Source organism: Rhizobium brockwellii, assembly GCF_000769405.2.
Taxonomy (GTDB): domain Bacteria; phylum Pseudomonadota; class Alphaproteobacteria; order Rhizobiales; family Rhizobiaceae; genus Rhizobium; species Rhizobium brockwellii.
The window spans coordinates 4,631,321-4,646,865 of the sequence record NZ_CP053439.1; the positions used below are offsets into that span (position 1 = coordinate 4,631,321).

General features: G+C 61.7%; 13 protein-coding genes. 2 read left to right on the forward strand and 11 right to left on the reverse strand.

What is annotated here, in order from left to right:
• Positions 1-72 precede the first annotated feature (72 nt).
• On the reverse strand, positions 73-489 hold the full coding sequence (locus RLCC275e_RS22555; protein WP_033181102.1) for a MarR family winged helix-turn-helix transcriptional regulator: 417 nt from the start codon (positions 487-489) through the stop codon (positions 73-75).
• Positions 490-1,034: 545 nt separating this feature from the next.
• On the opposite strand from RLCC275e_RS22555, the gene polA reads away from it, so the two are divergent.
• Positions 1,035-4,034 (forward strand): DNA polymerase I, encoded by a 3,000-nt coding sequence (gene polA / locus RLCC275e_RS22560; RefSeq protein ID WP_033181750.1) that lies wholly within the window; start codon positions 1,035-1,037, stop codon positions 4,032-4,034.
• Positions 4,035-4,308: 274 nt separating this feature from the next.
• A complete protein-coding gene (locus RLCC275e_RS22565) occupies positions 4,309-6,651 on the forward strand; it encodes a DNA translocase FtsK (RefSeq protein WP_033181103.1) in 2,343 nt (780 codons plus the stop codon).
• Positions 6,652-6,686: 35 nt separating this feature from the next.
• On the opposite strand, the gene RLCC275e_RS22570 is transcribed toward RLCC275e_RS22565, so the two are convergent.
• From RLCC275e_RS22570 to phnL, 10 genes are all read right to left on the reverse strand, one after another.
• Positions 6,687-7,190, reverse strand: a complete 504-nt coding sequence (locus RLCC275e_RS22570) for a GrpB family protein (RefSeq protein WP_033181104.1) — start codon at positions 7,188-7,190, stop codon at positions 6,687-6,689.
• 19 nt (positions 7,191-7,209) lie between these two features.
• Entirely contained in the window at positions 7,210-7,806 is a 597-nt protein-coding gene (gene phnN / locus RLCC275e_RS22575) for a phosphonate metabolism protein/1,5-bisphosphokinase (PRPP-forming) PhnN (protein ID WP_033181105.1), read from the reverse strand.
• Positions 7,803-8,942 carry an alpha-D-ribose 1-methylphosphonate 5-triphosphate diphosphatase gene (locus RLCC275e_RS22580; RefSeq protein ID WP_033181106.1) on the reverse strand — a complete coding sequence of 380 codons (1,140 nt, stop codon included), beginning with the start codon at positions 8,940-8,942 and terminating at the stop codon, positions 7,803-7,805. Before RLCC275e_RS22580 ends, phnN begins: the two co-directional genes overlap by 4 nt.
• 13 nt (positions 8,943-8,955) lie before the next feature.
• Complete coding sequence (locus RLCC275e_RS22585) at positions 8,956-9,651, reverse strand: DUF1045 domain-containing protein (RefSeq protein ID WP_033181107.1); 696 nt, start codon at positions 9,649-9,651, stop codon at positions 8,956-8,958.
• A gap of 140 nt (positions 9,652-9,791) precedes the next feature.
• Positions 9,792-11,135 carry a phosphonate ABC transporter, permease protein PhnE gene (gene phnE, locus RLCC275e_RS22590; RefSeq protein WP_033181108.1) on the reverse strand — a complete coding sequence of 448 codons (1,344 nt, stop codon included), beginning with the start codon at positions 11,133-11,135 and terminating at the stop codon, positions 9,792-9,794.
• 7 nt (positions 11,136-11,142) lie between these two features.
• Positions 11,143-12,102, reverse strand: a complete 960-nt coding sequence (gene phnE / locus RLCC275e_RS22595) for a phosphonate ABC transporter, permease protein PhnE (protein ID WP_033181109.1) — start codon at positions 12,100-12,102, stop codon at positions 11,143-11,145.
• A 127-nt stretch (positions 12,103-12,229) separates the two neighbouring features.
• The gene (gene phnD / locus RLCC275e_RS22600; RefSeq protein WP_033181110.1) at positions 12,230-13,135 is read right to left on the reverse strand and encodes a phosphonate ABC transporter substrate-binding protein; all 906 of its coding nucleotides are present in this window, start codon (positions 13,133-13,135) and stop codon (positions 12,230-12,232) included.
• 86 nt (positions 13,136-13,221) lie between these two features.
• Positions 13,222-14,067 (reverse strand): phosphonate ABC transporter ATP-binding protein, encoded by an 846-nt coding sequence (gene phnC, locus RLCC275e_RS22605; protein ID WP_033181111.1) that lies wholly within the window; start codon positions 14,065-14,067, stop codon positions 13,222-13,224.
• A 117-nt stretch (positions 14,068-14,184) separates the two neighbouring features.
• Positions 14,185-14,802, reverse strand: a complete 618-nt coding sequence (locus tag RLCC275e_RS22610; RefSeq protein ID WP_033181112.1) for a DapH/DapD/GlmU-related protein — start codon at positions 14,800-14,802, stop codon at positions 14,185-14,187.
• Complete coding sequence (gene phnL / locus RLCC275e_RS22615; protein WP_033181113.1) at positions 14,799-15,506, reverse strand: phosphonate C-P lyase system protein PhnL; 708 nt, start codon at positions 15,504-15,506, stop codon at positions 14,799-14,801. The genes RLCC275e_RS22610 and phnL overlap by 4 nt, the downstream gene beginning before the upstream one ends.
• Positions 15,507-15,545: the final 39 nt, after the last annotated feature.

Here is a 15,545-nt window from a genome sequence, read left to right on the forward strand (position 1 = left end):
CGCTGCAACACTTTTGGACTGCTGCGTAATTTTATCCTCAAATCGATTCCGATTTAAGGAATTACGCAGTGGTCAGAGCGCCTTGGCGTTTTCCAGAAGCCGGCGGATATATTCGAGTGTCAGCTCACGCTCGAAAACTCGAAAACCTTTAAACAGCGCCAGGTCGGCCTCACGCGCGGTCTCGATCGCTTCGGCCTCCATGGCGCGCGCTCTCGGCGTCAGGAAGAGCAGTTGCGCCCGCTTGTCGGACGGATGCGGCCGGCGTTCGATCAGCCCGTCGCGCACCATGCGCGAAAGCGTATTGGCCATGGTCGCCTGCTCGATATCGACCCGCACGAGAAGCTGTTTCTGGGTCAGTCCGTCCTCGGCCCAAAGTTCGAGCAGAATGGGGAACTGGCCCGGAGAAAAACCGAGCCCGACCGCGCGCTGGTGCAGCGAGCGGGCAAAACCCTTCGCCAGCTGGCTGGCAAGGTAAGCTCCCGAATCCATGCGGTTAAATCCCATGATTGCAAGTTAGGCTCAAAACCATGCCGGAGACAATGCAGCAAATCGCATACGATGCTCCTAAACATGCAAGCCGTGATGATAATTTCGAGTGCCTGGAAAAAACAAAAATCGCCATGGCCTGGAGGTTGGCCATGGCGACTTTAAAGTGGGGACAAAGGCCCGGAGAGGGGGATAAGGCCTTTGTCCAAGCCTGACGCGGCGGGGGACAAGCCGGTAATCAGACCCGCGACGCGATCAAGCGCCGGTGACATGGATTTGTGGCTCAGAATGTGGTTTTTCAAGGGAGGGCCATCGTTACAAATCGGTAACAGTTTGGTGAGCCGGAATCCCTGCCGCACAATTCCGGGGATCGGAATCGATGGAAGGATAAAATTATGCAGCAACGCCAAGTGCTCAGCGTCCTTTACACGTCCGAAAAGACGCGCGGCGCCGTGTGACGCTCCGAGCGGCATAATCCTTTTCGCGCGCCGAACTTTATGCCGAACTCCATATGGACCTCGTCCCATGCCCGCGCTATCCATGCACGCATGAAAAAAGGCGATCACCTCTTCCTAGTCGATGGTTCCGGATTCATCTTCCGGGCGTTTCATGCATTGCCGCCGCTGACCCGCAAGACCGACGGCCTGCCGATCGGTGCCGTGTCCGGTTTCTGCAACATGCTGTGGAAACTGCTGAGGGATGCGCGCAATACTGATGTCGGCGTCACGCCGACACATCTTGCCGTCATTTTCGACTATTCCGCCAAGACGTTTCGCAAGGATCTCTACGACGCCTACAAGGCGAACCGCTCCGCCCCGCCGGAAGAGCTCATCCCGCAATTCGGCCTTATAAGAGAGGCGACCCGCGCCTTTAATCTGCCCTGCATCGAGACCGAAGGCTTCGAGGCCGACGACATCATCGCCACTTATGCCCGCCAAGCCGAAGCGACCGGCGCCGATGTCACCGTCGTCTCCTCCGACAAGGATCTGATGCAGCTCGTCAGCCCCAATGTCCACATGTATGACAGCATGAAAGACAAGCAGATCGGCATTCCCGATGTCATCGAGAAATGGGGCGTGCCGCCGGAAAAGATGATCGACCTGCAGGCGATGACCGGTGATTCCGTCGACAATGTTCCCGGCATTCCTGGCATCGGCCCGAAAACCGCCGCCCAGCTGCTCGAGGAATACGGCGATCTCGACACCCTGCTCGAACGCGCCACCGAGATCAAGCAGGTCAAGCGCCGCGAGACGATCCTCGCCAATATCGACATGGCCAGGCTCTCGCGCGACCTCGTGCGGCTGCGCACCGATGTGCCGCTCGATCTTGATCTAGACGCGCTGGTGCTGGAACCGCAGAACGGCCCGAAGCTGATCGGCTTCCTGAAGACGATGGAATTCACCACGCTGACGCGCCGCGTCGCCGAGGCCTGCGATTGCGATGCGAGTGCCATCGAACCGGCGATCGTCCGCATCGAATGGGGTGAGGCTGCCCGCGGCCCGGATCTCGATGCGGCCGAGACCGAGCCTGTTGCCGGCGGCATCCCCGACGTCTCGGGCGAATCCGTGCCGGTGCCGCCGCGCACGAAGGCGAAGACCGCTGTCGAGGGCGCCTTTTCGCCCGCCGATCTTGCCAAGGCGCGGGCCGAGGCCTTTGCGGCGCTGCCCTTCGATCATTCGGCCTATGTGACGATCCGCGATCTGGCGACGCTCGACCGCTGGATTGCCGATGCGCGCGCCACCGGCCTCGTTGCTTTCGATACCGAGACCACCTCGCTGGATGCGATGCAGGCCGAGCTCGTCGGCTTCTCGCTGGCGATCGCCGACAATACCGCCGATCCCACCGGTACGAAGATCCGTGCCGCCTATGTGCCGCTCGTCCATAAGAACGGCGTAGGCGATCTGCTCGGCGGCGGCCTTGCCGAAAACCAGATCCCGATGGGCGATGCCCTGCCACGGCTGAAGGCATTGCTGGAGGACGAAGCGGTTCTCAAGGTCGCCCAGAACCTGAAATACGATTACCTGCTGATGAAGCGCTACGGCATCGAGACCAGGAGTTTCGACGACACGATGCTGATCTCCTACGTGCTCGACGCCGGCACCGGCGCGCATGGCATGGACCCGCTCTCGGAAAAATTCCTCGGCCATACGCCGATCCCCTACAAGGACGTGGCGGGCAGCGGCAAGGCGAACGTCACCTTCGATCTGGTCGATATCGACCGCGCCACCCACTATGCCGCTGAAGACGCCGACGTCACGCTGCGCCTCTGGCTGGTGCTGAAGCCACGGCTGGCGGCGGCAGGGCTGACCAGCGTCTATGAACGGCTGGAGCGGCCGCTATTGCCCGTACTGGCACGCATGGAAGCGCGCGGCATCACCGTTGACCGGCAGATCCTGTCGCGGCTTTCCGGTGAGCTGGCCCAGAGTGCAGCAAGGCTGGAGGATGAGATCTACGTGCTGGCCGGCGAACGTTTCAACATCGGCTCGCCGAAGCAGCTGGGCGATATCCTGTTCGGCAAGATGGGCCTTTCCGGCGGCAGCAAGACGAAGACGGGCCAATGGTCTACCTCCGCGCAGGTGCTCGAGGATCTGGCCGCCGCCGGTTTCGAATTGCCGCGCAAGATCGTCGACTGGCGCCAGGTCACCAAGCTGAAATCCACCTATACCGACGCGCTTCCGGGTTACGTTCACCCCGAGACGAAGCGGGTCCACACCTCCTACTCGCTGGCATCGACGACCACGGGGCGCCTGTCCTCGTCCGAGCCGAACCTGCAGAACATTCCGGTGCGCACCGCAGAAGGCCGCAAGATCCGCACCGCCTTCATCTCGACGCCCGGCCACAAGCTGATCTCCGCCGACTACAGCCAGATCGAACTGCGCGTGCTTGCCCATGTGGCCGAGATCCCGCAGCTGACCAAGGCCTTCGAAGATGGCGTCGACATCCACGCCATGACGGCGTCGGAAATGTTCGGCGTGCCGGTGGAAGGCATGCCGGGCGAGGTGCGCCGCCGCGCCAAGGCGATCAATTTCGGCATCATCTACGGCATCTCGGCCTTCGGCCTTGCCAATCAGCTTTCGATCGAGCGTTCGGAAGCCGGCGACTACATCAAGAAGTATTTCGAGCGTTTCCCCGGCATCCGCGATTATATGGAAAGCCGAAAGGCGATGGCGCGCGACAAGGGTTATGTCGAAACGATCTTCGGTCGCCGCATCAACTATCCCGAAATCCGCTCGTCCAACCCATCCGTGCGTGCCTTTAACGAGCGTGCGGCGATCAACGCGCCGATCCAGGGCTCGGCTGCTGACGTCATTCGCCGGGCAATGATCAAGATAGAGCCGGCGCTTGTTGAAGTCGGCCTTGCCGATCGCGTCCGCATGCTGCTGCAGGTGCACGACGAACTCATCTTCGAAGTCGAGGACGAGGATGTCGAAAAGGCGATGCCAACAATCGTCTCTGTCATGGAAAACGCCACCATGCCGGCGCTGGAAATGCGTGTGCCGCTGAGGGTCGATGCACGCGCCGCCACCAATTGGGACGAGGCGCACTAAAGCCTGTCGCGCAAAACTGTGCAGCGGTTTTGCGACAACGACATGCGTGGAAATAAAGCCTAAAGCGCCAGGAGCGATCTAAAAGATTGCGACGCGCTTTAGAGCGCTTCCCCAAAAATCGCAAAGATTTTTCTCGCCGTCAGAACTCATTGAAAGTGCAGCGATTTACCCAAAGGGGCCGCATCGGAACGATACGGCAGGAAGGAACTTATTAACCTTCCTTTTCTATCCCGGTAGGGTCGTAATTTGCAAAGCATGAGTGAGTAGCGGACGCATGCGTTTTCCCAGAACCAATTTGACGGATGCCGGAGATTTTTCCAGCGAGATTGAAACGGACCTTCCGGAGGAAAACCCAGGGGAGAAGCCGGCGGCACCCATCTGGCAGAGCAACTTTTCCCTCGCGCCGAATGTCCGCTTCACCCGCACGCCGGAAACGCTGATCAGCAGGCGGCGCGCGCCGAATGAGCCGGTTCGCGATGATTCGCAGATTGGACAGCAGGCGATACGGATAGAGCCGGTTGCCGTCGACGTGCCGTTCGATATTTATCTGCCGGAGCCGGACGAAATTTCCGCAGCACCGCAGAGGATTGAACTGCAGCAGTCACCTTTGCTTGATGAGGCAGGCGCGCCGGCTTTCCGCGCCAGCGCCGAGCTTTCCTCCATTTCGGATTTCGCCTTCTGGGAAGTCATGGCCTTCGAAGAGGCAGAGCCTGTTCGCGCGCCGCCGTTGATATCGTTCCCGAAGACTGAGACCTCACCCGAATCGATCACGTCGCTGTTCCGGATCATGGAATGGCGCCCCGGCCGGCCGGCCCCCGCTCCCGTCGTCTCCCGCCCGTCGCAGCCCGCCGCGGTCTCCACGAAGGTTGCCGCGCGCCCTGCGGCCGCCCCGTCCCTGGAAAAGCCCAGGCGCCTTATTGTCGAGGCACCGGTCATGCTGGCACCTCAGGCTGCGCCAGCCGCTCAGGTCACGCCAACCCCTCAAATTGCGTCAGCCCCTCAGACAGCACCAGCGCCGCAGCGCACGCCGCCCGTCGCCGCGGTTCTGCCTTCGCCGCGCCTGGCCGCGAGGCCTGAAAGGATCCACGCATCCGGCTATGAATTCCCGCCGCGCGCGCTGCTGCAGGAACCGCCGGAACGCCTCGGCGAGATCATGTCGCAGGAGACGCTGGAGCAGAATGCCGGGCTTCTGGAGAGCGTGCTTGAGGATTTCGGCATCAAGGGCGAGATCATCCATGTCCGTCCCGGTCCTGTCGTCACGCTCTACGAATTCGAGCCGGCGCCGGGCGTGAAATCGTCGCGCGTCATCGGCCTTGCCGATGATATCGCCCGCTCGATGTCGGCGCTTTCGGCCCGTGTTGCCGTGGTCCCCGGTCGCAACGTCATCGGCATCGAACTGCCGAATGTCACGCGTGAAACCGTTTATTTCCGTGAGATGATCGAGAGCCAGGATTTCGAGAAGAGCGGCTACAAGCTGGCGCTCGGCCTCGGCAAGACCATCGGCGGCGAGCCTGTCATCGCCGAGCTCGCCAAGATGCCGCATCTGCTCGTCGCCGGCACCACCGGTTCCGGCAAGTCGGTCGCCATCAATACGATGATCCTGTCGCTGCTCTATCGCATGACGCCGGAACAGTGCCGGCTGATCATGGTCGACCCGAAGATGCTCGAACTGTCCGTCTATGACGGCATTCCGCATCTGCTGACGCCCGTCGTCACCGATCCGAAGAAGGCGGTCATGGCGCTGAAATGGGCCGTGCGCGAAATGGAGGAGCGCTATCGCAAGATGTCGCGCCTTGGTGTCCGCAACATCGACGGCTACAACGACCGCGTCGCCCAGGCCCGCGAAAAGGGCGAGACCATCCATGTCATGGTCCAGGTCGGCTTCGACAAGGGCACCGGCACTCCGATCGAGGAAAGCCAGGCGCTGGACCTGACACCGATGCCTTATATCGTCGTCATCGTCGACGAGATGGCCGATCTGATGATGGTCGCCGGCAAGGACATCGAGGGGGCAATCCAACGCCTCGCCCAGATGGCGCGCGCCGCCGGCATCCATCTGATCATGGCGACACAGCGACCGTCGGTCGACGTCATCACCGGCACGATCAAGGCGAACTTCCCGACCCGCATCTCCTTCCAGGTGACCTCGAAGATCGACAGCCGCACCATTCTCGGTGAACAGGGCGCCGAACAGCTGCTCGGTCAGGGGGATATGCTGCATATGCAAGGTGGCGGGCGGATTTCCCGTGTCCACGGCCCCTTCGTCTCGGATGTCGAGGTCGAAAAGGTCGTTGCCCATCTGAAGACCCAGGGCCGCCCGGAATATCTCGATACCGTCACCGCCGACGAGGAGGAAGAGACGGAAGAGGAAGAGGCCGGCGCCGTCTTCGACAAGAGCGCTATGGCCTCCGAGGATGGCAATGAGCTTTACGAACAGGCGGTGAAGGTCGTCATGCGCGACAAGAAATGCTCGACCTCCTATATCCAGCGCCGCCTCGGCATCGGCTACAATCGCGCCGCCTCATTGGTGGAACGCATGGAAAAGGAAGGCCTCGTCGGCCCGGCCAATCATGTCGGCAAGCGCGAGATCGTCTCGGGACGGGGCGACGGCGAGTAATCGCCGCCGGCCAGGGCGTCTGACGGATTCCTGTTTTACGTCTTCAAGGCAGCCAGCCGAACCGTCTCGCTGACAAAATCGGTCTTTCCGCCGGTATAAAAATCCCAATCGCCGTCTGCCTCCGCAGCCAGCCGGCCCTTCAGATCGGCATAGGCCTTGGCCCTCTCGGGGTGATCCCTGATATAATCGCGAAACAGAATGCGGTCCCGATGCGCGCGATTATTAGGCCCGCAAAGATAGAGCCTGAACCCATAACCTTCATGATCTCGGGTGAAGGCCCATCGTTGCTCTCCGGTATCGCCGTGGAAGACGAAATCGGCAGCGCGCACGATCTCGATCGCCGCCGGCAGGAAGGCGTCGGATATCATCACGGCAGCAAGGTCGATCTTCGGCTTGGCCGGCAGGCCAGGCACCGATGTACTGCCGATATGATCGATGGAAAGCAGGCGGTCACCGAGCAGGATCGAGACCTCGGTGCTGATCTCGGCAAACAGCCGCGGCCAGCAAGGATCGTAGTCGACCACCTTGATGGCGCGCATGCCCTTCCTCTCGATCTGTTCAGTGCGTCTTGGGCAGTAATCCGTTGAGGATCCCGATCATCTTCTGCTCGGCCTCTTCGAGCGAGCCGCTATTGTCGAGCTCCACCACGTCATATTCGCCGCGCACCGTCAGCGGTCCGCGGGCGAGCCGGGCCATGATATCCTCATGCGTTTCGCGTCCGCGTGCCTCCAGCCGGCCGGCGAGCACCTCGGGGCGGGCGGTGACATTGATGACCTTCAGGTGCGGGAAGGCGGCCTGGAACCGGTGAAGCGCCGAGCGTGAACCGTTGGCGACGACAATGTGACCTCGCGACAGCGCCACCGAAACCTCGGCCGGAATGCCGTATTTCAGGCCGTGCGCTTCCCACCAGACGGCGAAGGAGCCTGATTGCTCCATGGCGGCAAAACCTTCGAGGGAGACGGAAAGATGGTCTTCGCCGCCGGCGTCACGGTGACGGGTGATGACGCGGCGGACGAAATGCACATCGTCGCGGCCCTTGAAACGCCGGGCCGCGAGGTTCATCAGCGTGTCCTTGCCAGCACCGCTCGGTCCGACGACGACGACCATGATGCCGCGCTCGGCTCCGGCTCCGGGGTGGGGTTCGTGCGGCATCATGCGACACGGCGTCCTTGGCGCCAAACCGAGCGTGTCACCGGCACGCCATGCGAACGGTGGACGCGCACGAGATCGGCGCGCAGCCCCGTCGCGATCCGGCCGCGATCATCGAGGCTGACGGTACGGGCGGGCGTCGACGTCACCATGGCGATCGCCTTCGGCAGGCTGATGCTCTCTACCTCATCGGCGAGGATGAAGGGCGCATGCAGCAGGCTGAGCGGCACGTAGTCGGAGGAAAGCACGTCGAGCACGCCCATTTCGGCAAGGTCGCGGGCGGCTATGTTGCCGGAGTGGGATTTGCCGCGCACGATGTTCGGCGCGCCCATCAGCACGCTCATGCCATGTCCGTGCGACGCCCGGGCGGCGTCGAAGCTGGTCGGGAATTCGGCCAGGCGCACACCGTTGTCGATCGCCTCGTCGACATGGGAGAGCGTCGCGTCGTCATGGCTTGCCACGGTGATGCCGCGCTCGGCGCAGACCTTGGCGATGGCGTTGCGGTGCGGCGTCGAATTGCGCGCCGATTCTGCCTGGCGCTTGGCGACGAAACGGGCGAAGGCCTCGTCGCTCAGGCCCCGCTTCTTCTGGTAGTAGAAAATGTATTGATCCATCGTCTGGAACTGACGCTGGCCAGGCGCATGATCCATCAGCGAGACGAGCCGCACATGCCGGTCGTTTTCGAAATCGGCGAAATGTTCGAGCACGTTGTCGGCCGACACCTCGCAGCGCAAATGAAGCAGGTGCTCGGCACGCAGCCTGCCTTCCGTCTCTGCCGACTGGATGGCATCGGCCATCTCGCGCATCTCGCCATGTTCGAAGCCGCCGTCCTCGTCTGCCCCCATGCGCAGGCAGTCGAACACCGTGGTGATGCCTGAGGTGACGATCTGGGCGTCATGCGCCTGGATGGCGGCGGTCTTGTTCCAGCGAATGCCGGGGCGCGGCTGATAATGGCCTTCGAGATGATCGGTGTGCAGCTCAACGAGGCCGGGAATGACGTAGTCGCCTTCGAAATCTTCGCCGGCTACCGAGTTGCCCCCGGAGATGTCGGCGATCTTCCCGTCGCGGATGAGGATCGAGCCCGAGAGGATGTCGTCCTCGAGAACGATGCGGGCGTTGGAAAACACGGTCTCTTTGCTCATGTCGTCAGGTCTTTCAGCTTTTGGCGCCGGCAAGCGGTAGCCAGGAATGAACTTTGAATGGCGCGCCGCGCGTCTCCTCGATGAAGACGGCAAGGCCGGAAATCAAAAGCGGCCGGCCGGTGAAATCGGCAAAATGCTCGGTCAGGATCGCTTTCATCACCGCGGCGCGTGTCTCGGGCACCTGGCCGCTCAGCGTCATGTGAAAGCCGAAATCCTCCATGACGTAAGGATAACCCCAGCGCAGCAGATGAGCGCGCTGGCTGTCGCTGAGCTTCTCCGGATTGCGCCGCTCCATATCGGCCTCGGAAAGCGCTGCGCGGAACGGTTCGAACGACCTTACCACCTTCGCGGCGAAATCCTGAAGAGGTTGATGCAGTGAACCGGGAACGAGGGCAAAAAAACGGCCGAGCTGGCCGAGCACAAGCTCAGGAATCTCGAAGGCTTGGGTGCGCTGGGCAAAATCCTCGGCAACGGTCATGAGATCCTTCTCGGTGACCGAGGAGGCGAGCGAAAAGGGCGCCTTGATCGTGGCGTGAAAGCCGTAGCGGCGCGGGTCGGCGGTCAGCTCGAACTGCTCTGCCGCACCCAGTTGCGCATATTCCGGTGCCGGATAGGTCTCGCCGGTGAAAGCATTGCGGCCGAGCCAGAGCGAGGCCGCGCCGGTCAGGGGATCATCCTTCGGCGGCGAGAAATAGAGAGCGTAGCGCAAGGCTTTTATCCTGGAGATCGTCCAAACGGGGAGAGCACTGTGCAGTGATTTGGCGGCGAACCGCAAGCAGGCTCCCGGCTAAAAGATTTCCGTGACAGAATGATGATGGCGGCCGGGCCGCCGCGGCTTTGAGGGATCGATCAGTGGGCTTTCGTGCCCATCAGCCGGTGGCGCAACGCGTTCGAGGCGGTGTCGAAAATGAAGACGACGATCAGAATCAGGATGACCATGTAGGCGACGTTTTCCCAGTTGGCGTTGGTGCGCATGGCCTCCCACAGTTTCAGGCCAATGCCGCCGGCGCCGACGGCGCCGATAATGGTCGCGCCGCGTACGTTTGATTCCCATTGGTAGAGCGTCTGGCTGACGAAGATGGGAACGATCTGCGGCATAATGCCGTAACGATGCACGAGCACGGTCTGAGCGCCGGTTGATTTGATGCCTTCGCGCGGCTTGTTGTCGATATTCTCGAGGCCTTCGGAATAGAGTTTGCCGAGCGTGCCGGTCTCGGTGAGGAAGATCGCGCCGCTGCCGGCAAGCGGGCCGGGACCGAAAGCGCGCGTCAGGAATAGTGCCCAGATCAGCATATCGACCGAGCGCAGGAAATCGAAGAAGCGCTTCAGGATCTGGTTCAGCAGGCGATTCGGCGTGATGTTGCGCGCTGCCAGGAAGGCGAGCGGGAAGGCGGTAAGCGAACCGAGCAGTGTTCCGAGGAACGCCATGACGATCGTCTGGAAAAGCTTGGTCCAGACGTCGCCGTGCTGCCATTCGCTGTTGTTCCAGATGTCGTCGAAGGCGAGCGACAGGTTGGACTGGTCGGGCTTGATGCGCGGTCCGGAGACGATGAGGCTGACAACCTCGCCGACCGGCTTGTCGAAGAAGGACGATTGCGTGTCGAAGATGAAATTCGCCCAGCCGATGAAACGCTTGCGGATCTTCACCCGGTCGACGGATATGCTGACATTGCCGGCAAAGCCAAGATCGGCCAGCACGTTGTCGTCATAAACAGTCATCCAGCCGGGCACCGGTCCGACGACTTTGGGCGCACCGCTCGAAACGTCTACCGGGACGCTGATGCCATGCGCGGTGACGATCGTCTCGCTCTTCGAGACGGTGACGTTGCGGCTGGTGCCGCTGATCGAAACGGTGATGCTGCCATCCGGGTTGTTGACCAGCCAGTCCGGATGCGGATTGTCGCCGAGCGGCGAGAAGCGCGGATAACGGATGTCGATCGAGCCGTCACCCTCGATGCGGAATTCCGGCTGAACGTCGTAGCTCACCCATTGGCTGAGATAGATGCCGACGCGCTCCCAATGGGCCTCAGTGAAAAGTTTGGGCAGGTCGAAGAACCAGACGGCATAGAGGCTGTAGAGCAGCGTTGCGATGAGGATCATCAGTCCGCCGAAACGCTGGCGGAACGACCGGTGGAAATATTCCGGATAGCGCGTTTCTATCTCGTGCATGCGGTTTGCGTCGATCACCGTCATGGCGGCCTCAATGTTGCAGGAGGAAGGCGTGCTCGCCGACAAGGCGGCGGCGCAGCCATGCGGAGAACTGGTCGACGGCGACGATGGTCACGAACAGCAGCAGAACGAGCGCCACCGTCTTGGCGCCGAAGCCGCGCGAAATCGAAAGCTTCAGCTCCTCGCCGATGCCGCCGCCGCCGACGGCGCCGATGATGGTCGAGGCGCGCACGTTGATCTCAAGGCGCAGCAGCGCATAGGAGGTGAAATTCGGCAGCACCTGCGGCAGGGCGGCAAAACGGATGCGCTCCCACCAGTTGGCGCCGACGGCTTTCATGCCCTCATGCGGCTTCATGTCGATATTTTCGGCCACTTCGTAGAAGAGTTTGCCGAGCGCGCCGATCGTGTGCAGGGTGATGGCGATGATGGCGGCGACCGGCCCGATCGACAGGATCGCCGAAAACAGACCGGCAATGACGATTTCAGGGAAGGCGCGCAGGAATTCCATCAGCCGCTTGGTGACGATGCGCAGCGACCATGAATTCGTCAGGTTGCGCGCGGCAAAGAAGCTCAAAGGGACGGCAAAAACGAAGGCGATGATCGTCGAAATCAGCGCCACGTTTATGGTGACGATCATCAGCTCGAAATATTCGGGAATGTAGAAGGCGCCCCAGACGTAGACGCGGCCCTTGTCGAAATTGAATTCCTCGCCGCCCTTGTCGTTGACGCTCGCTATGTCGAACAGTGCGCGCCAGACGTCGTTCCACTCCTTGGGGATGAGCCAGCTCAGGAAGTCGAAGAGATGCGGCAGGCGGTCGAAGAAATGGCCGGCATTGCTCTCGTCGGCGAAGCGGACGGAGCTGACGAAAGCCGCAATCAGGATAACCAGGCCGAGGACGGTATAGAGGCGGCGCTTGGCGACCATCCGGTCCCAGGCGGTGCCGATCTCCTTGGTGCTCTGCATATGCGGCTGTGTATCGGCAATAGTCATCAACGCCTCGCCTACTGCATCATTCAAAGTGCTTCAGCGTCCTTTGCGGCTCTCGAAAAGACGTGCACCATTGTCGTCGCAAGATAAAGGGCGGCCGTTGCCGGCCGCCCTGTATTCAAAAAACCGATCAGCCGCCGATGGCTGCCTTACGGACGTCGACAACGGCGTTGTAGAAGTCGTGCTTGACCGGGGCGTAACCCTTGTAGTCGCCGCCTTCGATAGCTGCGAAGCACTTGTGATCCTTTTCCGGCAGAGCCGTGAAGAAGGCTGCAAGCTTCGTCTGCCACTCTTCGCCGAGAGCGTTGCGAACGACGAGCGGGCCGTTCGGGATCAGCGGCGAACGCCATACTTCGACCAGCTTGTTCGGATCGACGGCGCCCTTGTCGACTTCCTTGCGGAAGGTGCCGGAGGTGTAACCGTCCTTGAAGTCGCCGATGCCCGAGCTATCGTCGACGGCGATATCCACCTTGCCGTCATAGGCAGCGAGAAGGTTGTTCTCGTGGCCGCCGTTGAACTGGGTCGAGGCGAAGAACTTGTCGTTCGGTGCGCCGGTGTCCTTCGGGATCTGCGTCAGCGGAACGAGGTAGCCCGAGGTGGAATCCGGATCGGCGTAGCCGAGCTTCTTGCCCTTGGCGTCCTTGATGTTCTTGATGCCGGAGGACTTCAGGGCGAGGCCGATCGAATAATAACCCGTCGAGCCGTCCTTCTGCTGCGTCGTCAGGATCGGCGTGACAGCCTTCGGCTCCTTGATGTAGACGGCGGCGTAGCCGGAGGCGCCGAGTTCGGCGAAGTCGAGCGTGCCACCGAGCAGACCCTGGATCACGCCGTCATAGTCGGCGGCTGGGAAGAGCGAAACCTTCTCGAAGCCGAATTCCTGCTTCAGGTGGTCGGCAAGGCAGGCATAGTTGCGCAGGCGGTCGGTTTCGTTTTCACCACCAAGGATGCCGATGCGGAATTCCTTGAGGTCTGCAGCATGGGCAGCGCCGGCGAGCGCGAAGAGCGCCGTTGCCGCAAAGAGTGCTTTCTTCAACATGTTCTCTCCTATTGACCGGTGTCCCCGGCCTTCCCGTTACGAAGAAGTGTGCCCTTGACGCGGGCGCTCGATCGCAGCCGTCTCTCTCAGAGACCGGCCAGCGCCAGCGGTTGGGTGCCGGCGGATTGATTGTCTGCCCGCTCGGGGGCGATATTGATCGCGGTCGACGTCACCGTTTCGTCGATGCCGGCGCCATCCTTGTCCGTCCCGTAGATTTCCTTCACTGCTTCGGCGGTCAGCTCCGAGGGCTTGCCGTCGAAGACGACGCGGCCGCCGGCCATGCCGACGATGCGCTCACAATAGTTGCGGGCGGTGTCGAGCGTGTGAAGGTTGGTGATGACGGTGATGCCCTCGCGCTCGTTGATATCGCGCAGCGCATCCATGACGATCTTGGCGTTCAGCGGATCGAGCGAGGCGATCGGCTCGTCGGCGAGAACCATCTTCGGGTTCTGCATCAGCGCGCGGGCGATCGCCACGCGCTGCTGCTGGCCGCCGGAAAGCGTGCCGGCTGCCTGCAGCGCCGTCTGCTCGATGCCGAGGCGTTCGAGTGCCGCGATGGCATGCACGCGTTCCTCGCGGGTGAAGATGTTGAGCAGGCTCATAAGCGTCGAGCGATGATTGAGGCGGCCGAGCATGACATTGGTGAGAACGTCGAGGCGCGGCACCAGGTTGAACTGCTGGAAGATCATCGCGCAGTCGCGCTGCCAGTTGCGCAACGCCTGGCCGCGAAGCCCGGAGACCTCGACGCCGGCGAAATGAACGGAGCCGGAGCTCGGCTCCTGAAGGCGGTTGATCATGCGCAGCAGCGTCGACTTGCCGGCGCCGGAGCGGCCGATGACGCCGACCATCTGGCCCTGGGGAATGGCGAGCGTGACGGAATCGACGGCGAGCTTTTTTCCGAAACGACGTGTGACATTCTTCAGCTCGAACATCATGCTCTTCCCTTGCGATCCAGGCCTTGGTCAGCATCGCATTAGTCCCGCTTGATGAACCTCGCATGTCATATTTGTGTAAGTCCTGTCACAATTCTCCGCCCCTATATCGGGGGTTTAACCCCCGTAACGGGACAGGAAATCTTCCGCGCTCAGGTTGCGGAAATCCTGGAGCGCCTGGCGCAGCCGGTCGTGCTCCCAGTCCCACCAGGAAAGCCTGTCCATCCGTTCGCCGACCTCTCTTGGAAAGCGCTCGCGGATGAGCTTGGCCGGTACGCCGCCGACGATCGCGTAAGGCGCGACGTCTTTCGAGACGACGGCTCCGGCTCCGATCACCGCGCCGTTGCCGACACTGACGCCTGGCAGGATCGTCGCCCCGTGGCCGATCCAGACATCGTTGCCGATCGTCACGCGGTTTGCCCGCCGCCAGGCGAAGAAGTCCGTCTCCATGTCGCCGTCCGGCCAGTAGTCGGCGGCGCGATAGGTGAAATGATGCAGTGTCGCGCGCCAGGTCGGATGGTTGGTGGCGTTGATACGCACGGCGGCGGCGATATTGACGAACTTGCCGATCGTCGCACACCAGACGGAACCGTCCTGCATGATGTAGGAATAGTCGCCGAACGTGGCCTCGCTGATGCGGCAGCGTTCCGAGACCTCGGTATAGCGCCCGAAGGTGGAATCGCTGACGGATGCCGTTTCATGAAAGTAGGGCTCGATACCCAGCTTGCGGCTCATGCAGCGATCTTTCTGGGTGAGAACTGCTGGACGTCGAGGATGCGGTCGGCGACGGCTTCGCGCACTTCCTCGTCGTGGAAGATGCCGAGAAGGGCCACACCCGCCTTCTTCTTTTCCGCGATCATGCCGACGACGACGGCACGGTTCCTGGCATCGAGCGAGGCTGTGGGTTCGTCGAGAAGCAGGATCGTATGCTCGGTGATGAAACCGCGCGCGATGTTGACGCGTTGCTGCTCGCCGCCGGAGAAGGTGGCGGGCGGAAGCTGCCAGAGCGTTTCCGGCAGATTGAGCCTGGCAAGCAGGGCGCCCGCCTTTTCCCGGGCCTTGGCGGTATCCTCGCCGCGTGCCACCAGCGGTTCGGCAACCACGTCGATCGCCGCGACCCGTGGCACGGTACGCAGGAACTGGCTGACATAACCGAGCGTACTGCGGCGGACGTTGAGCACGGTGCGCGGATCGGTGGAGGCGAGATCGACGATGCGTCCGTCGTGGCGAATGAGGATCTGGCCGGTGTCGACGGCATAATTGCCGTAGATCATCTTGAGTAGCGAGCTCTTGCCGATGCCCGATGGGCCACCGAGCACGACGCATTCGCCCGATGCGACGGAGAAGGCGACATCGGAGACGACGGGTAGCTTGATGCCGTCGCGCAGATGCATGGTGAAGCTCTTCGAGACTTCGGAAACGACGAGGGGCGTTGCCATGATTACTTCTTTCTAGAGCGATTCCAGGAAAAGTGTGAA